General features: G+C 68.9%; 15 protein-coding genes. 8 read left to right on the top strand and 7 right to left on the bottom strand.

Going from position 1 to position 17915, the window contains the following annotated elements; translation table 11 throughout:
- Positions 1-133: 133 nt before the first annotated feature.
- Complete coding sequence (locus C5E41_RS29805; protein ID WP_104379039.1) at positions 134-529, top strand: hypothetical protein; 396 nt, start codon at positions 134-136, stop codon at positions 527-529.
- A gap of 683 nt (positions 530-1212) precedes the next feature.
- Here C5E41_RS29805 and C5E41_RS29800 read toward each other — a convergent pair.
- The gene (locus tag C5E41_RS29800; protein WP_219823283.1) at positions 1213-1482 is read right to left on the bottom strand and encodes a hypothetical protein; all 270 of its coding nucleotides are present in this window, start codon (positions 1480-1482) and stop codon (positions 1213-1215) included.
- A gap of 2 nt (positions 1483-1484) precedes the next feature.
- Positions 1485-2471 (bottom strand): DoxX family protein, encoded by a 987-nt coding sequence (locus tag C5E41_RS29795; RefSeq protein ID WP_104379038.1) that lies wholly within the window; start codon positions 2469-2471, stop codon positions 1485-1487.
- Between the two features lie 178 nt (positions 2472-2649).
- Here C5E41_RS29795 and C5E41_RS29790 point away from each other — a divergent pair, with 178 nt between their 5' ends.
- The gene (locus tag C5E41_RS29790) at positions 2650-3780 is read left to right on the top strand and encodes a PQQ-dependent sugar dehydrogenase (protein ID WP_104379037.1); all 1131 of its coding nucleotides are present in this window, start codon (positions 2650-2652) and stop codon (positions 3778-3780) included.
- Positions 3781-3820: 40 nt separating this feature from the next.
- Here the strand turns inward: C5E41_RS29790 and gatB are convergent, their stop codons facing one another.
- From gatB to C5E41_RS29765, 5 genes are all read right to left on the bottom strand, one after another.
- The gene (gatB, locus tag C5E41_RS29785; protein ID WP_439956555.1) at positions 3821-5338 is read right to left on the bottom strand and encodes an Asp-tRNA(Asn)/Glu-tRNA(Gln) amidotransferase subunit GatB; all 1518 of its coding nucleotides are present in this window, start codon (positions 5336-5338) and stop codon (positions 3821-3823) included.
- Between the two features lie 41 nt (positions 5339-5379).
- Entirely contained in the window at positions 5380-5997 is a 618-nt protein-coding gene (locus tag C5E41_RS29780) for a DUF1109 domain-containing protein (RefSeq protein ID WP_104379036.1), read from the bottom strand.
- A gap of 103 nt (positions 5998-6100) precedes the next feature.
- Positions 6101-8593 carry an FtsX-like permease family protein gene (locus tag C5E41_RS29775; RefSeq protein ID WP_104379035.1) on the bottom strand — a complete coding sequence of 831 codons (2493 nt, stop codon included), beginning with the start codon at positions 8591-8593 and terminating at the stop codon, positions 6101-6103.
- On the bottom strand, positions 8590-9312 hold the full coding sequence (locus C5E41_RS29770; protein WP_104379034.1) for an ABC transporter ATP-binding protein: 723 nt from the start codon (positions 9310-9312) through the stop codon (positions 8590-8592). Before C5E41_RS29770 ends, C5E41_RS29775 begins: the two co-directional genes overlap by 4 nt.
- 82 nt (positions 9313-9394) lie before the next feature.
- A complete protein-coding gene (locus tag C5E41_RS29765) occupies positions 9395-9715 on the bottom strand; it encodes a hypothetical protein (RefSeq protein ID WP_104379047.1) in 321 nt (106 codons plus the stop codon).
- 184 nt (positions 9716-9899) lie between these two features.
- Between C5E41_RS29765 and C5E41_RS29760 the strand changes: the two genes are divergently transcribed.
- From C5E41_RS29760 to C5E41_RS29735, 6 genes are all read left to right on the top strand, one after another.
- The gene (locus tag C5E41_RS29760) at positions 9900-11243 is read left to right on the top strand and encodes a sensor histidine kinase (protein WP_104379033.1); all 1344 of its coding nucleotides are present in this window, start codon (positions 9900-9902) and stop codon (positions 11241-11243) included.
- A gap of 118 nt (positions 11244-11361) precedes the next feature.
- Positions 11362-12015 carry a response regulator gene (locus C5E41_RS29755; RefSeq protein ID WP_063025578.1) on the top strand — a complete coding sequence of 218 codons (654 nt, stop codon included), beginning with the start codon at positions 11362-11364 and terminating at the stop codon, positions 12013-12015.
- A gap of 66 nt (positions 12016-12081) precedes the next feature.
- Positions 12082-14712, top strand: a complete 2631-nt coding sequence (locus C5E41_RS35805) for a protein kinase domain-containing protein (RefSeq protein ID WP_439956501.1) — start codon at positions 12082-12084, stop codon at positions 14710-14712.
- Entirely contained in the window at positions 14702-15622 is a 921-nt protein-coding gene (locus C5E41_RS29745; protein ID WP_104379032.1) for a hypothetical protein, read from the top strand. The genes C5E41_RS35805 and C5E41_RS29745 overlap by 11 nt, the downstream gene beginning before the upstream one ends.
- A 163-nt stretch (positions 15623-15785) precedes the next feature.
- Complete coding sequence (locus C5E41_RS29740) at positions 15786-16661, top strand: hypothetical protein (protein ID WP_146097736.1); 876 nt, start codon at positions 15786-15788, stop codon at positions 16659-16661.
- Positions 16662-16841: 180 nt separating this feature from the next.
- Positions 16842-17873: an ATP-dependent 6-phosphofructokinase gene (locus C5E41_RS29735; RefSeq protein ID WP_104379030.1), complete on the top strand. Its 1032-nt coding sequence runs from the start codon at positions 16842-16844 to the stop codon at positions 17871-17873.
- The last annotated feature ends 42 nt before the right edge of the window (positions 17874-17915 follow it).

The raw sequence follows: 17915 nt of genomic DNA, 5'->3' as shown, positions 1-17915 counted from the left end.
ACGCCGACCGAGTACGCTGTCCGCTGCGGCCACACCCACCACCCCGTGGCCTGCACCATCAACTGAAACTGGATCGAAAACAACCCGGACTCAAAACCCGGGTGGTCCCGTTATCGGGGACCGGCCAGCTTCCATGGACGATTTCGAGACCGTGATGAGCCAGATACAGCCACAGATGGCTCCGGCCTTGGTCAAGCGAATGCTGACGCCATTCCTGCCGCCCGAGACCAGCCTCCCACTCACCCTCAGCGACAGTGTGGACATGATGCGCCCGCTCATGCTCGCCACCGCAGGTCTGCGAATCATTGCCCCGACGGAAATAGACCAAGCCGCCGAACGCCTCTACGCCGCGCTTGTGCACCTGGCGCATCCCGACCGCTCCGACAGCGACCCGCAGCAGGACCTGGAGAACTGCCGCCGCGAGCAGCTGAAATTCACCAACACCGTACGTGTCTACTTTGGCCGCGACCCCATCCGCGTCCCGGAGGGGATGGCCACCGGCATGATCCGAACCACTTCGATCGGCTAAACAAGGTAGCCCGAAAATACGAGATCGAACCGCTGTACTCCACAGAGCTTGACGCTGTGCCTGCGGGAGCCACACACAGCATGGCCGTGTCGGGATGAGATCGGCAGCGCCCTCAGCCCAACGCTGGACAACATGCCGGCAATGGTCCGGTAGGGGCCCGGGGCCGGGCTATGGCAACGCCCTCGCCGCCCAGCACCTTTGGGCCCGAAACTGCGCATTCGGGTCCGTGGAGCTTCACGACCGCCATAGCGGTCGGTCAGCAATGCCGCGCGGGCAGTTGCTGGCCAGCCGTCCCTGATTGTCATCTATTCGGTCATTTAATGGCTGACGTCAGCCAACGCCGCCCACACGCGCCAACGTCAATGATGAATATCACATGGCGCGCCGAGTGTCGTTTCGTCGTCAGAGCAGCTCACATGCCAAATTGGCCAACGACACTCGATACCGCCAACGCTTGACAGCGATACCAACCGCAGGCTATCCGTATGCGAGTACATGGAGTTACCGATGTGTGTTCGAAATCAGTTGATGCCCTGAGCGAAACATCGAGACGTAGGCGAAAGGCCGTCCCGCTGTGGCGGGGCGGCCTTCCTCTTCGATGCGGGGGTGTGGGTAGCTGTTTCGCCCTTGCACCGACTGCGACCGGATGCCCTGTCCGGCCCTGCGACCGGACGCCATTTCCACTATCTGCGCAGGTGGTGGCTGACGTCGCCGATGAGGTCCATGGTCCCCGCGCGTTCGGCGAAGGCCCACTGTCCATCGGTGCGGTGGAAGCGGTCGGCGTAGCGGCCGCTGACGATGGGCTGCAGCGCGACGCCGCCGAAATCACCCTGGTCGACCAGTAGGGCGTAGTCGGCGACCAGGCGTTCGATCGCTCGGTAGCTCAGCGGCTCCGTAGCATTCGGGATCGCGGCATTCGGGATCGCGGCATTCGGGATCGCGGCATCAGGCACGGTCAGAAGATTCCCACGAACGGGTTGCCGCCGTGCAGGAAAATCCAGCCACCGGCCGCGGCCGCGAGCGCCAGGATCAGGCACACGAACGAACCCCAGGACGGGCGGACGGCCCAGCCGCGGTTGCGGTCGAACGACAGGCGGCCGGGGCCGGTGAGGATCAGCGAGGCCGCCGCGCCGACGAGGATCGACTCCAATTCGACCGGGCGGTACTGGAAGTCGGGAGCCATGCCCTGTTTCCACAGCCACGCGGTCGAGATCGAGGCCAGGACCGCACCCGCCGCGAGCGGGGTGGCCAGGCCGAGAATGATCAGCGCGCCGCCGCCGACCTCGGACACGGTGAGCATCGCGGTGGACAGTTCGATGTGTTTCCAGCCGCCCTGTTCGAGCATGTGCCGGGTACCATCCAGACCGGGGCCGTGGAACCATCCGGCCAACTTCTGCAGGCCGTGATACAGGAAGGTGAGGCCGACGGTCAGGCGCAGGCCCAGCAGCCCCAGATCCAATGTGCCGCGGCGATATTCGCGCGGGCGATGGAGCCGCTCGGTTTCGCCGTTGGCGCGCGCGGGCGGGATCGTGGCGAAGGCGTAGGTGGGCGCTTCCGCGGCGGCGGGCTCGGCGCCGGGCGGCACAGCGCCGGGGTGCTCGGCGCCGGGGTGCTCAGTCCCTGGGTGCTCGGAACCGGTGTGTTCAGTACCGGTGGGCTCGGCGCCGGGGTGCGCTGCGCTCGCGGCGGTAGCACCGGCGGCTGCGGCGCCGGTGGGCTGCGTCCTCTTCGTGGCGCCGGTGTGCTCGGCACCCGCGGACGGTACGTCCGGATCCAGGCCGAGATCGTCCTCGGTCCGCGGAACATCCTTGCCCACCGCGGGTTTCACCGAGGGGAATTCGCCGGTCGGATTGTCGTAGGGGCTGCCCGCCGTCGGTCCGGAGCCCGACGGCCGCCCCGACGGCTGATTCGATTCCGGTGTTTGATTCGGCTTGTCCGTCACGGGCACAGAGTATGACGCCAAACGCGTGGGCGTGTGGTCTGTTCCCGGCGTGTCAGCCGCGCCCGGCCGGTCCCGCGGCGCGCCTCGCCAGCGCGAACCGTAGCCGTAGGGACAGCCCGCCCGATCTGGTCCGGACCCCTGCGAGCGCGCGCGGCGGTATTTCCGTAACGTTTGGGCAATGAGTGTGGTTGTCGTCGGCCGTGTCGCGTCGATCCTCGCCGTCACCGCCGGCCTGGTGGTCGGCTGTGCTCGCTTCGACGATTCCGCGTCCAAACCGTTCACTCCCGCGCCCACCATCGAACCCGAGGGACAGGGCCCGACCAGCGAACCGAAAACGCCGCCGCCGACCGGGCAGCGCCCCACCGGACCGTGTATCGATCCCGACCCCGCGGTCGTGGTGTCGTGCCTGGACACCACCGGCGGGTTGACAGTCCTGCCGGACGGGCAGCAGGCGCTGGTCACCGAACGCACCACCGGCCGCATTCTGAAGGTCACCGCCGTCGATCCGAGCCAGGCGCCACCGCAGCCGCTCGAGGTCACCCGGATCGATGTCGACGCGGCCGGCGACGGCGGGCTCAGCGATGTCGCGCTCTCGCCGAGCTACGGCGAGGACGGCCTGGTTTACGCGTACATCACCACCGCCTCGGACAATCGCGTCGTACGTATCGGCGCGGGCGGCGACCCGAAACCGATTCTCACCGGAATTCCCAAGGGCGCCAACGGAAATCACGGCTCACTCGCCTTCGTCTCACCGACCAAACTAGCGGTGCTGACCGGTGACGCCGGCAATCCGGGCGCGGCGAACGACCCCGGCTCCCTGGCGGGCAAGCTGCTCGAGATCGACGATCCGGCGCCGGGCACCGCGAATCCGAAGGTGGTGGCCTCCGGCATCGGCGCCGCAGGCGGGGTGTGCCCCGATCACAAGGACACCATCTGGTTCACCGACCGCACCGCCACCGAGGACCGGCTGCAGCGCCTCGGACCCGACGGCGCCGTCGCCACGGCCTGGACGTGGCCGGACAAGCCGGGTGCGGGCGGCTGCGCGGCCGCCGTGGACGGCGTCGCGATCTCGATGTCCGGCGCCAAGGCGCTGGCCTTCGCCGACGCCGACCCGACCACCCACGCGGTGACCACCGCCCCGACGATGGTGGCGCAGGACAAATACGGCTCACTCGGTGGCGCCGCGCTGGGCGCCGACGGCAACGTCTGGGTGGGTACGGTCAACAAACCCACCGCCGCGGGCCCGATGGACGACCGCATCGTGCGCATCCCGCCGCCGAAGGGCGGCGCGGGCGGCGGACCGGACTAGAATGCCCGGTCCCACCGGACCGGGCATTCGGCACCGTCACTCAGGCGGCGCCGCAGGCGGCGAGCACCAGTTCACGGACGCGGGCGGCGTCGGCCTGGCCCCGGGTGGCCTTCATGACGTCGCCGACGATCTTGCCGGCGGCCTGAACCTTGCCGGAGCGGATCTTGTCGGCGATGTCCGGGTTGGCGGCCAGGGCCTTGTCGACCTCGGTCTGCAGGGCCGAGTCGTCGGACACCATGCCCAGCCCCTTGGCTTCGACGATCTGTCCCGGATCGCCCTCACCGGCCAGCACGAAATCGACGACCTGGCGGGCCACCCTGGAGTTGATGGTCTTCGCATCGACCAGCGCGACCACCTCGGCGACCTGCTTCGGCGTGATCGGCAGATCCTCGAGCGCCACCTCGCGCTCCTTGGCCTGCTCGGTGAGGTAGTTGACCCACCAGGCGCGAGCGGCGTCGACCGTGGTGCCGGCATCGACGGTGGCGATGATCAGATCCAGCGCGCCGGCGTTGATCAGATCGCGGAACACCTCGTCGGACAGACCCCATTCGGCCTGGATGCGGGCGCGGCGCAGCCACGGGTATTCGGGGATGGTGCCGCGCAGCTTCTCGACCCAGTCGGCGTCGGGCGCGATCGGCTCGAGGTCCGGCTCCGGGAAGTAGCGGTAGTCCTCGGCGGTTTCCTTGACGCGGCCCGGGGAGGTGGAACCGTCGCCCTCGTGGAAGTGACGGGTCTCCTGGATCACGGTGCCGCCGGAGCTGAGCACCGCGCCCTGGCGGCGCATCTCGTAGCGCACCGCGACCTCGACGCTGCGCAGCGAGTTCACGTTCTTGGTCTCGGTGCGAGTGCCGAACTCCTTGGCGCCCTTGGCCATCAGCGACACGTTGGCGTCGCAGCGCAGCGAACCCTGCTCCATCTTCACGTCGGAGACGTCGAGCGCCTTCAGCAGATCGCGCAGTGCGGTGACGTAGGCGCGGGCCACCTCGGGGGCGCGTTCACCAGCGCCGGTGATCGGCTTGGTGACGATCTCGATCAGCGGCACGCCGGCCCGGTTGTAGTCCAGCAGCGAATGGCTCGCGCCGTGGATGCGGCCGGTGGCGCCGCCCACGTGCAGGGACTTACCTGTGTCCTCCTCCATGTGGGCACGTTCGATGTCGACCCGGAAGGTGGAGCCGTCGTCGAGCACCACATCGAGGTAGCCGTCGGTGGCGATCGGCTCGTCGTACTGGCTGATCTGGTAGTTCTTCGGCTGATCCGGGTAGAAGTAGTTCTTGCGCGCGAACCGGCCCCACGGGGTGATCGAGCAGTTCAGCGCCAGGCCGATGCGGATCGCCGACTCGACGGCCTGCTGGTTGACCACCGGCAGCGAACCCGGCAGGCCGAGACAGACCGGGCAGACCTGGGTGTTCGGCTCGGCGCCGAAGGCCGTCGGGCACCCGCAGAACATCTTGGTTTCGGTGCCCAGTTCGACGTGCACCTCCATGCCCAGGACCGGCTCGTACCGGTCGATGACGTCGGCATAGTCCATCAAGTCCACCGTGGGTGCAGTCATGTCCATCAGTTTATGTAAGGGTGCCGGCGACGCCGCGCCGACCCGAGTCACGTCCGCCACACCGCGGTGAACCCGTACCACGGCCCGCCGAGGTGTGTCGCCGAGAAATCGTCGAATCCGGCCGGACTGCCCTTCGGTGAGTACACCCACCCGCTGCTCGCATCCAGCCCGAGTCCACCTGCCTCGACGAAGTAGACCTCGCCGGCCGGACCCACGCGCGCATAGGCGATGTCGAAGCGTCCCACCTCGACATCGCTCCGGACGGTGTCGGGCCCGGCAAGCAGTTCCCGGGCAACGCGTTCGAATTCCGGTCGTGTCTCGTCGAACGTCGTACGCGGCGCGAGAATCACCATCAGGCCGGCCGCCAGCACGGTCAGTGGCACCGGCAGCACCCACCACGACCATCGGCGGTCCCGGCCGAGGAGATACAGCGTGCGGATCGCCCACAGCAAACCCGCAATGCCGAGGAGGACGAGAGCCGCTGCGCCGGCGAGCAAGGGATCGGCCCATCGCATACTGCCGAATCGGGACGGCCACCAGCCGTAGTGCAGGCAGACCAGCACGGCGACGGCGAGCACGGCGACGACGGTGGTGATCGAACCGGGTGGCTTCGCACCCCGCCCCGGCGAGGACGCGGGCGGGCCGACGGCGTCCGATTCGTCCATCTCGCCAACCTACTGGCAACGGGCCGCCGCACCCACCGTCTTCCGGCCGGAACGGGAGCAGTCCCACGTGCCCGGCCGCGTGGGACTCCCCCTCCTGACACGATCAGTCGACGGCGATGGCCTCGACGATCGGCATGCGGGCCGCGCGCAGCGACGGCGGAACCGAGCCGAGCAGGGCCAGGACCAGCGCGGCGGCGGCGTAGACCAGCAACATCGGACTCGGGCGGTACACCACATCGAGGGTCATCGCGTGCCCCATCGCCACGGTGGCCAGATACTGCACGGCCGCGCCGGTCACCAATCCCAGTGCGGCACCGGCCAATCCGATGCCGGCGGCCTCGGTCAGCACCGTGCGCAACAGGAATCGGCGGCTGGTGCCCATGGCGCGCAGCATGCCGAGTTCGCGGCGGCGTTCCAAAACCGACAACATCAGCGTATTCAGCAGCGCCGCGGTCGAAACCAGCACGACGATCCACAAAATCGAACCGGACAGCGACGTACCCTGCTGCACCCCTCGAGATACCGCCGCGAGCGCCTGAGCACCGGTGTCCACGTGCAGGGCGGGCGGCACCACCGCGCGGATCGCGTCGATCACCTGGTCTTTGTCGACACCAGGTGCGAAGTTGACGCCGAGGATCGTCTCTCCCGGGCGGTCGTACCATTGCCGCAGGACGTCGAGATCCATCAGCACGATGCCCGACAGCGCCGAGAAGTACGGGATCACCCGCAGGACCCGCACGGAATGGATGCCCGTCGGCGTGGGCAGCTCGAGCTGCGCGCCCGCGCCGACACCCAGCGAGCGCGCCACATCGCGCGACAGCACGACACCCTCGCCGGTCGACATCTGCTGCGATACATCGGGTCCCAGATCCGCGAGGACCGACGACCGAATATTGGGCTGATAGGCCTGCAGCATCACCCGATCGCTGCCTACGGTGGCGAAGGCCATCTGCGCAGACCCCACGTCGGCGACGCCGGGAACCCGCCGCACGGTTTCCTTCACATCCGCCGGAAGGATTGGTCCCGTGGGGAATTCGGCCAGCGAAGTGGGGCTGACGTAGGCGTCGCGGCGGCCTAGATCGGAGAACGAGTCCGTCGCCGAATCGACCAGATTGCTCGACGCACCGCCCATCGCGACGGTCGCGGTGACGCCGATCATCACCGTCATCGCCGTGGCCCACACGCGCCGCGGAGCCCGCTCGATGGTGGTGGCCCCCAGGGCGCCGGGCGCGCCGAAGATCCGGGCGACCGCGGCCGCCAGTCGCACGATCGGGCCCATCGCGGCGAAACATAGGCCGACCGCGCCCGCGATGGACAGCGAGATCGCGGCGAGCGAGGCCCGGCCCAGATCGGCGCGGGCGATGACGATGGCACCGCCCACCATGGCCAGGCCGCCCACCAGCGCACCCCAGCGCAACCAGGGCCCAACCGAATCGGCCTTCGACACTCCCACCGGCGCCAGCGCCTCGATGGGCTGCACCTTGTAGACCTGCCGAGCGGCGATCGACGCGGCGGCGACGCTGGCCAGTGCACAGGCCGCGATCGCGAACGGAATGGCATAGCCGGGCACCATGTATTCGGTGCGGGTGTCCACCGCCGCCACCATGGCCGAGGGAATCGTGTCGATCGACATGCGCCCGGCGAAGATCCCGACCACCGAACCGATCGCGCCACCGATCACTCCGATGACGGCCGCCTCCACGACGAGATCACGCACCATCGGACGCCGCCGCCCACCGATCGCGCGCAGCAGCGACAGCGTCGGGCGGCGTTGGGCCACAGCCATACTCATCGCGTTGTAGATCAGGAAGCCCGAGACGATCAGCGCCGCGGCCGAGGCCATCGTGGTGGAGAAGCGGACGAGCTGAATCGCGCCGCTCGCCTGGGCGGTGCGCAGGCTCGGATCGGCCACCACGGCACGGCCGTTCACCAGGGTGGTGAGCGCCGAACGCAACTTCCCCACATCGATACCCGGCTTCGGCACGATCTGAACGGAGTCGACCATGCCCGCCCGGCCGGCGAGTTGCTGTGCGACGGGCAGGGTGGCGATGACGATGTGCCCGCTGTTGAGTTTGCGCGATGTGGCGTCGTCGAGTACTCCGGCCACGGTCACCTGCCGGTTGCCCAGCGAAAAGGTCTCGCCCTCGTGCCGGCCCAGTCCCGCGCCGACGAGGATTCCACCCGGCACCGACAGCAGTTTCGCCGCCTGCCCGCTCATCGCCCCGTCGAGATCGCTGCCGAGCGCCGATACCGACGCATCGGCTCCGATGAGCAGCATGCGGTCGGCGGGGTTGCCGACGCCGGTGCGGATCATCGGCACCGCCGCCGCGACTCCGGGGACCGCGCGCACTTGCGGCACCAGGTCCTGCCCGAATCCGCTCTCGGTGATGCCGGAGATCTCGAGTCGCGCCTTACCGCCCAGCGCCGAGGTCAGCCGATCCACCGAACCGGTCACCGAACCGGAGATGCTGAGCACCGCCACCAGCAGACCCGCCGATACCCCCATGACCGCCATCGACGTGGCAGTGCGGCCCTTGTGGGTGAACAGCTCTCCGATGTTGAACAGCCGCAACCGATCCCAGCCGGCTGTGATCACGCGTGCACCACCTCGTCACCGTCGCGAACCTCGCCGCGGCGTGCGGACACCAGCTCGTTGGAACCGATTCGCCCGTCCCGCAGGGTGATCACGCGATCGCAGTATTCGACGGCGCCCATGTCGTGGGTGACCATCACCACCGAATTGCCCGCGCCGCAGATGTCGCCGAGCAGTTCCAGAATGGCGGCGCCGGTCTTGGAATCCAGATTGCCGGTGGGCTCGTCGGCCAGGATCAGCGGCGGATCCATGATCAGCGCGCGAGCGACGGCCACCCGCTGCATCTGACCGCCGGACAGTTCGGCGGGCCGATGGTCGGCGCGATCGGCCAGGCCCACGCGGTCGAGCAGTTCCAGCGCCCGCGGCTTGGCCCTGCGTAATCCGGTGCCGTCCAGCAGTTTCGGCACCGCGACGTTCTCCCACGCCGAGAGGGTCGGCAGCAGGTTGAAGAACTGGAAGACGAAACCCACGCGGTGGCGGCGGAATTCCGATTGCCGGTTGTCGTCGAGGGAGCCGATCTCCGCACCCTGGAAGGTGATGGAACCCGAATCCGGTGAATCCAGCGCGCCGAGCAGATGCAGCAGGGTGCTCTTACCGGATCCGGACGGGCCGATGATCGAGGTGAATTCCCCCGCCTCGATGCGCAGACTGATGGTGTCTAGAGCGCGAACCCGCTGTTCACCCACCCGGTATTCCTTGACGACGTCGGTCAATTCCAACATGGCGGTCGCCCCACCCTCTTTCTGCTGTCGGTTGCGGCGACAACGTGGGTTCGACTGCGCCGCAACCGGGTCGGATCGTCGCTCAGCGTGCCAGGGCCGGCTCGCGATGCCAATGCCGGACCTCGTGTGCGTCGAGTACGGCACGCAGTACGGGTTGTTCCGCGGCCAGTTCCAGATAGGCCTCGCCCGGCGACTGGCCCTGCAGCTGGGCCTGGTCGAGCTTGGCGTGCAGATGGTTGTCCCACCGATACCGCAGGGCGGCAAGCACTCCGGCGGGACCGCCGAAGAGCCGATCGCAGTCGGGCAGGTCGTAGAACAGTCCCGGGGTGGCCGGATCTACGGCCGCGCGAGCGAGCACCTCGTGCAGGATCGCGGTACGAGCGTGCTGGTCTTGCCAAGTCATCGCACCCATCTCCTCGGGCCGGGTGTCCGAACCGTTGCGCCGGACACTGTGCGACTCACGCTACGGACGCGTCCCGCCGGATACGTCGTGCCGCAGACGAGACTTCGGGTCCTACCACGGTAGGAGCGCGGGCCCTTTCCGGGAACGATGCAGCGACCACCCGTCGGCGACTAGCCTGACTGTTATGGATCTGACCAGCGCAGACGACCGTGCGGAGGTATCGTCGCGGCGCCTGGGCCGGACCCGCTCGGCGCTGGGGCGGGTCGCGCGTCGCCTCCTGGACCTCGTGCACGATCCGGCCGGTACGCTGCGGCGGCGGGTCGAGGAGATGTCCTACGGCTATCCCGTCTCGGTGGTCGTGACCGCGGATATCGCGGTCGTGGTGGCGGCGGTCGCGGCCGCGGCGTTGCGCAGCCAGTACTTCTCGACCGGGGTGCCCTTCCTCGCGGCGACGCTGTTGTTCGCCTGCTATCCCCTGCTGTTCTTCTTCGACCTGCCCCCGAAACCGGCGGTGTTCGGCCTGTCCGCGCTCACCGCCCAGGCGCTGTTCCTGCTGCAGCCGGTCTCACCCGACTGTTCACCGCTGGTGTTGACCGTGATGGTCGGCATGATCGGGGCGATCGCGCCGAAACGGATCAGCCTGTTCTGGATGATCGCCGCCGTCGCGGAGATCGTCATCTTCTACGCCCTGGGCTCCGCCGAACTGGTACAGGTGTACGTGGTCGCGATCGTGCTGGGCTGGATGGTCGGCCTGATGCAACAATTCCAGCGCCAGTCGCTCGATCAGGAGCGCGAGAATCAGGCGATTCGCTCCGCGCAGGCGGCCGATGACGAACGTCGGCGGATCGCCCGCGAGGTCCACGACGTCATCGCCCATTCCCTCAGCGTCACGCTGTTGCACCTGACCGCGGCCAGGCACGCCCTGGAGACCGATCGCGATGTCGACGAGGCCATCGACGCATTGGGCGATGCCGAACGCCTCGGCCGCCAGGCGATGGCCGATATCCGGCACACCGTCGGCCTGCTCGATCAGCGCCCGTCCGCGATGACGCCCGAACCGGGCCTCGAGGATATCGCCGATCTGGTCGCCGATTTCGTCGGCGCCGGACTGTCGGTGACCTACCACCTCACCGGCGACACCGCGGCGGTGTCCGCCTCGACCGGTCTGGCGCTGTACCGGATCAGCCAGGAATCGCTGTCCAATATCGCCAAGCACGCGCCAGGTGCGCAAGCGTCTCTCGATATAGCCGTGACCCCCGGCGAAGTGACCGTGCGCGTGCGCAATACGCTGCCGCAGGGCCCGGCGCCGCGCATCGGCCGCGGGATGGGGATCAACGGCATGCGCCAGCGCACCGCGACCCTGAACGGCGATCTGTCGGCCGGCCGATCGGGCGAATATTGGCAGGTGCGCGCCCGCATCCCACTCGCTCCCGACGAGGTGTGCCCGGTGAGCGGACTCGACGATCCCCTGACGATGGTGCGCGACGCGATCACCTCGCTCACCCGCAAACGCCAGGAGGACCGGTGAGACATACCGGCGCAGCCGCTCGCCGGTCCGACCGGGTGCGGGGGTCCCGTAGAACACAGGAGGGCACGTGAATCCGGGTCAGACTCCGCTCGCCGACACCGATACCGGGACCACCACCGTGCTCGTGGTCGACGACCAGGAACTCGTGCGGGGCGGGCTGCGAAGGATCCTGCGCCGCCGCGACGGCTTCGTGGTCACCGAATGCGGCGACGGTGACGAGGTGCCGGCCGCCTTGGCCGAATACCGGCCGGACGTGGTGCTGATGGATCTGCGGATGAAGCGGGTCGGCGGCATCGATGCGACCCGGCGGCTGCGGACCCGCGCGGACGCGCCGCCGGTGCTGGTGCTCACGACCTTCGACGACGACCATCTGCTCTCTGGTGCGCTGCGGGCCGGTGCGGCGGGCTTCATCCTCAAGGACTCCCCCGCCGAGGATCTGATCCGCGCGGTGCGCACCGTGGCCGAGGGCGGCTCCTGGCTCGACCCGTCCGTCACCGGCCGGGTGCTGTCGGCCTACCGGACGGCGCGGCCGGTCCCGACCGACACCCGCTCCCGCATGGCGGAGCTGACCGCGCGCGAACTCGAGGTGCTCAAACTGATCGGCCGCGGGCGCGTCAACTCCGAGATCGCCGGCGAACTCGGCATCTCCGAAGTAACGGTAAAGAGCCACGTCGGACACATTTTCGGCAAGCTTGGGTTACGGGACAGGGCCGCCGCGATCGTCTTCGCGTTTGACCACGGCGTGGTCGCACCCGGAGAATCGGCGTTCTGAGGGGCAGGCAACCCGGTGCGGCGCCGGGCAGGTTGGCCACCTTGCCCAGGAGTTGGAGGTTCACCGGTGGAAGTGCCGAGGTCACGGGTCGGCACCAGATTCGGCCCGTACGAAGTGCGCTCGCTGCTCGGTCGCGGTGGTATGGGCGAGGTGTACGAAGCGTTCGATACCGGTAGGGATCGCGTCGTCGCGCTCAAGATCCTGCCCGAACAACTCGCGCGGGACGCGACGTATCAGGAACGCTTCCGCCGCGAATCGCAGGCGGCGGCCCGGTTGGCCGAACCGCACGTCATCCCGATCCACGACTGGGGTGAGACCGGTGGCTCCCTGTTTCTGGATATGCGGCTGGTGCGCGGTGAGAACCTGCGCACGCTGCTGCGCCGGCAGGGAACGCTCGATGCCGACCGCGCGGTGGCGATCGTCGAGCAAGTGGCCGCCGCGCTGGATGCGGCACACGCCGCCGGGCTGGTCCACCGGGATGTCAAGCCCGGCAACATCCTCGTCACCCCGGCCGATTTCGCGTATCTCACCGATTTCGGCATCGCCCGCGACGAGGGCGACAACCCGCACACCACGGGCAGCCACGCCGCCGGTTCCTACACCTATATGGCGCCGGAGCGATTCGACTCCGGGCCCGTGACCGCCCGTGCCGACATCTATTCCTTGGCCTGCGTCCTGCACGAATGCCTGACCGGCGCGACGCCCTTCCCGGCCGAGAGCGTCAGTGTGCTGATCCGGTCGCATCTGTCGGAACCACCGCCGCGTGCCAGCGCCGCACGGGCCGGCGTGCCCGAAGCCATCGACGGGGTGATCGCGCGCGCGATGGCGAAGGCGCCGGTGGACCGGTATCAGACCGCCGGACAGTTCGCGGCCGCCGCGCGCGCCGCGCTGGGACTGGGCGGACGTATGCCCGCCGAGTCGAATGCCGCGCCGTTCGATTCCGGGACGCCGAAGGTCTTCGGCGCGGAATTGCTCGCGAATGCCCCGCGCGGCGGGAACAGGCCCTCCGGTCCCAGCCCTCTCGATGTGGCGGCGGCGCGGGACAACGACTACCGCCGCACGCCGGAGCCGACGACGTTCCAGCCGTTCGGACCGGACGGACCGACGATTGCGGCAAACTTCCAGCCACGCGGACCCGTCGCCGCCGGAGACACCGCCGCGGGCGAGGCCGCCGGCGCTGCGGGCACCGCGAATGCCGGTGTGGCACAGCCTGTTTCGGCTGCCGCTTCAGGCGGCGCCCCGGTTCCGAACGACGCGGCCGGTGCGGACCGGCCCGCCGGCACCGACGCCCCCGCGGCCACGTCGCGCGCGTACGAGACCACGGGCACGCTGCGCATCATCCCGCCGCCGAGTAAGGACGAGCGCGATACGTCCGGCGATCTACCGATCATCCGCCCTACTGATCCGACGCTGGTCGAGCCGAGCGAATTCCACTTCACGCTGACCGCCGAAACCCCTGCGGCGCAGTCGAAGCCGGCGACTCTGCCGAGCCTGCCGATACGCAAGCCGCCCGCGTCCGGCGCGGCGCGCTCGGCCGCCGAACCAGTCGTGTCGCGCGCGGCCGAACCGGCCCGGCAGTCCGCGGCCGAACCGATCCGCGCGTACGGCGCAATCGGGAGCGAAGAGACTCGCGACCGCACCGAACAACTCGGCGCCGAGCAGGATTCGGCACCAGGTTCCGAACACCGCACCCAACTGCTCGACCTGGCGCAGTTCAGCACCCGGCCGGAGGCGAGCGCGCGATCCGGTGCCGACACCACCCTTTCCGACACCACCCTTTCCGACACCACCCTTTCCGACACCGACCTGCAGCCCGGCGAGAAGACCGAACTGATCGACATCTCGCAGTTCCGAACCGGCGGCACCGATGGCGCGCCCGGCGCCGAGGACACCCGGTTCCTCGATGTCTCGCAGTTCGGCGCCGCCGCGAAGGCAGCGGACGACACGCAGTTCCTCGACATCGCCGCCGGCGAGAGCTCCGACGACACCCGTTACGACGACGATCTTCGCTACAACGACGATGCTCGGCACAAGGACGGCGCCCGGTACAGCGACGACGCCCGGTACGAGGACGACGGCTACGACGACGGCTATACCGACGACGAGTACTCTGAAGACGAGTACTCGGAAGACGAATATGCCTTGGCGGCAACAGGTTCGGACGATCCGCGCCCCGCGAAGCGATCGCGATCGATCGCGGTTCCGGTCGTCCTCGGCGTGCTGGGCGCGGCGGTCCTGGCCGGCCTCGGCGTGGTCGGCTGGCAGGTCTTCGGCTCGTCGTCGAACAACGACCACCCGGCCACCGCGGCGGCCCCGACCGCCCCGGCGGTGACCGCCCAGCAACCGGCGACCAGCTCCGCGCCGACCACCACCGCGGCGCCGACCACGACCAGCACGTCGGCCAATCTTCCGGTCGGCGCGACCCCGTGCTCGCAGACCTCGACAACCCAGGGTTCGTTCGCCAAGACCGCGACCGGTTCCTCGGTGACCTCCTGCGGTTTCGCGGAAGCGGTGCGCAAGGCGTATGCGCAAGCGGCCGAATCCCACGGCGCGACCAGCGCGGCCACCACCGAGGCCAGCACCTCGATCATCGCGGTGAGTCCGGTGACGGGCCGGTCCTATCCGATGACCTGCACCAGCTCGGGCAAGGTCGTCACCTGTACGGGCGGTGACAACGCGGTGGTCTATGTCTACTGACCCCACGCCCACCGGGCGCCAGGGTCGGCGGCGGTTGTTCTTGGCAGTTGTCACACTTCTCGTTTCGGCGTGCGCGGCACACGGGGCCGCGGTCAGCACCGAGCCGGGCCTGTCCCGGCCGCCCGCCGACATGGTGCGTCCGGCACCCGTTCCCGACTCGACGCCCAGCGCGCCCAGCGGTCTGGTGGCCGGCTTCGCGAACCTGCGCGCGCAATTACCCGGCCGGATGGGCCTGGCGGTGATGGCTGTGGGCGGCGACCACGTGATCACGCTCGGCGACTGGACCACGGGGGTCGCCTGGTCGACGATCAAGGTGCCGCTTGCCCTCGCGGCGCTGCGCCGGGACCCGGTCGGACTGGCCGACGTGGCACAGGCCGCCATCACCGCCTCGGACAACGATGCGGCCCAAGCGCTCTGGATCGCGCTGGGCGGCGGTGAACCCGCGGCCGAAGCGGTCGAGGCGGTGCTGCGCGAGGCCGGCGACACCACCACCGATGTCGCCGACCGGCACAATCCGGACGCGCGCCAATCCATCGACGACCCCATGGTCTTCGGCGCCACCCCATGGAGTCTGGTCGATCAGCTGCGCTTCGCCGCCCGGCTGCCGTGCCTGCACAATGCCTCGCGGGTGGTGGATCTGATGCAGCAGATCACCGATAGCCAGAGCTGGGGACTGGGTTCGTTCGTCGGCGCCGAATACAAGGGCGGCTGGGGACCTGACGACGACACGGGAGCATATCTGGTCCGCCAATTCGGACTGGTGCCGACGTGGTCCGGCCAGCTCGCGGTAGCCCTTGCGGCACAACCGGATTCGGGCTCCTATGATGACGCTGTCGAAATGATGAACCGGATGTCGGCGCTGTTGTCCGAACATGTGCACGAACTGCACGGCGGAGCATGCGAGCGGTGAATGCGCAGTCGTCTCATATGCGCCGTCGACGGTCGGCGCATTTGACCGGCGGGCCGCGACCGCACACAATTCCTCGTCTGACGGATGGTGCCGTGCGGGGCCATTCGCGCGATGTGGAGGTGAACGGGTGCACGCACCACTCCGGCCGAGCACGAAGCGGGCCATGGCTTTTCGCGCTGTTCGCTGCGCGGTGGCACTGCTCGGAGCGAGCCTGTTACTGAGCCCGGCAGCCTGCTCGAACGCCTCCGACACCCTCACACCGACCATGACGACCCGGCCGAGCACCTCCTCCGCCCCCGTCACGATGTTCGCGCTGCCGGGTTCGCTGGCAGCCGATTTCACCGCGCTGCGACCGAGTCTGGACGGGCACGCCGGCATGGCGATCATGGCCGTCGGGGGCCAGCGCACCGCGCAGATGGGCGATTGGACCACCGGGCCGTCTTGGTCGACCATGAAAGTCCCACTGACACTTGCCGTTCTGCGCACCAACGGCAACACCAGCACGTATCAGATGTCGGCGGCCATCACCGAGTCCGACAATTCCGCGGCCGACGGGCTGTGGCAGTCGCTGGGCGCCCCCGACGCGGCGGCCAAGGCGGTGCAGGCGGTGCTGCGTGAAGGGGGCGACACCACCACGACCGTCCCCGCGACTCGCTCGCGCGCCGAATACTCGGCGTTCGGCCAGGCCGAGTGGTCACTGGCCGACCAGGTGCGCTGGGCGTCGCGACTGCCCTGCCTGCCCGATGCCGACACCGTGACCACGCTGATGGGCAGGGTGGTCTGGGGCCAGCAGTGGGGCCTCGGACATTTGGACAGCACCCGTTTCAAAGGCGGCTGGGGCCCTGATCCGAGCGGCAACTACCTGGTCCGCCAATTCGGCCTGCTGACCACGCCCAACGGTGATGTCGCCATTTCCCTTGCCGCGCAAGCGACGTCGGGAACATTCGACGACGGCACCCAGATTCTCAACAAGGTGGCGGCGCTGCTCACCAAACATCTCGACGACCTTCCGGCCGGTCACTGCGCGCCCGCGCAATGACACCACTGCGCGGGCCGCGCTATGACACCACTGCGCGCCCGCGCAATGACACCACTGCGCGCCCGCGCAACGACCTCCTGCGCGGCTGCAATGACCGCTGTCTGTGCTAACCGGTTGCTGTAACCGCCGGTTAACGGGGGTGGGGCTGCGCCGCGCGGCCGGGCGCGGCAAGATAGCGGCATGCGCATCGGAGTCTTGACCGGAGGCGGGGACTGCCCAGGCTTGAACGCGGTCATCCGAGCTGTCGTTCGCACGGCGAACGGCCGCTACGGTGACGCGATCGTCGGCTTCCAGGACGGTTGGCGCGGGTTACTGGAGGATCGCAAGATCCACATTCACAACGACGGCCGCACCGACCGGCTGCTGACCAAGGGCGGCACCATGCTCGGCACCGCCCGCACCAATCCCGACGTGCTGCTCGAGGGACTGGGGCGAATCAAACGCACCCTCGACGACAACGGCATCGACGCCCTCATCCCGATCGGCGGGGAGGGCACCCTCACCGCCGCCCACTGGCTCTCCGACGAAGGTGTGCCGGTGGTCGGCGTGCCGAAGACCATCGACAACGACATCGACTGCACCGACACCACTTTCGGCCACGACACCGCCGTCGCCATCGCCACCGACGCCATCGACCGGCTGCACACCACCGCGGAATCGCATCAGCGCGTCATGCTGGTGGAGGTGATGGGCCGCCACGCCGGCTGGATCGCGATGAATTCCGGCATCGCCTCCGGCGCCCACCTCACCCTCGTCCCCGAGGTGCCCTTCGACGTCGACGAGGTGTGCACCATGATCAAACGCCGCTTCCAGCGCGGTGATTCACACTTCATCTGCGTGGTCGCCGAGGGCGCGAAACCCGCCGAGGGCTCGTTCCATCTGCGCGAGGGCGGGGTCGACGAATACGGCCACGAGCGGTTCACCGGGGTGGCGCACCAGCTGGGCGTGGAGATCGAACGCCGCATCGGCAAGGAGGTCCGTACCACGGTGCTGGGCCACGTCCAGCGTGGCGGCACGCCCACCGCCTACGACCGGGTGCTCGCGACCCGGTTCGGGCTACACGCCGCCGAAGCGGTCCACGACGGCAAGTTCGGTCAGATGGTGGCGTTGCACGGCACCGAGATCGCGCTGGTCTCGCTGGCGGAGGCCACCAAACAGCTCAAGCTGGTGCCGAGCGATCGGCACGGGGAGGCCGCCGCGTTCTTCGGGTGAGGGAGGCCGGCGCTGCGGTGACGGCGCGGCTCTATGCCATGG

The sequence above is a fragment of the Nocardia nova genome (assembly GCF_002933465.1).
In the GTDB taxonomy this organism is placed as follows: Bacteria; Actinomycetota; Actinomycetes; order Mycobacteriales; family Mycobacteriaceae; genus Nocardia; species Nocardia nova_B.
This window is presented reverse-complemented; position numbering and strand designations above follow the sequence as displayed.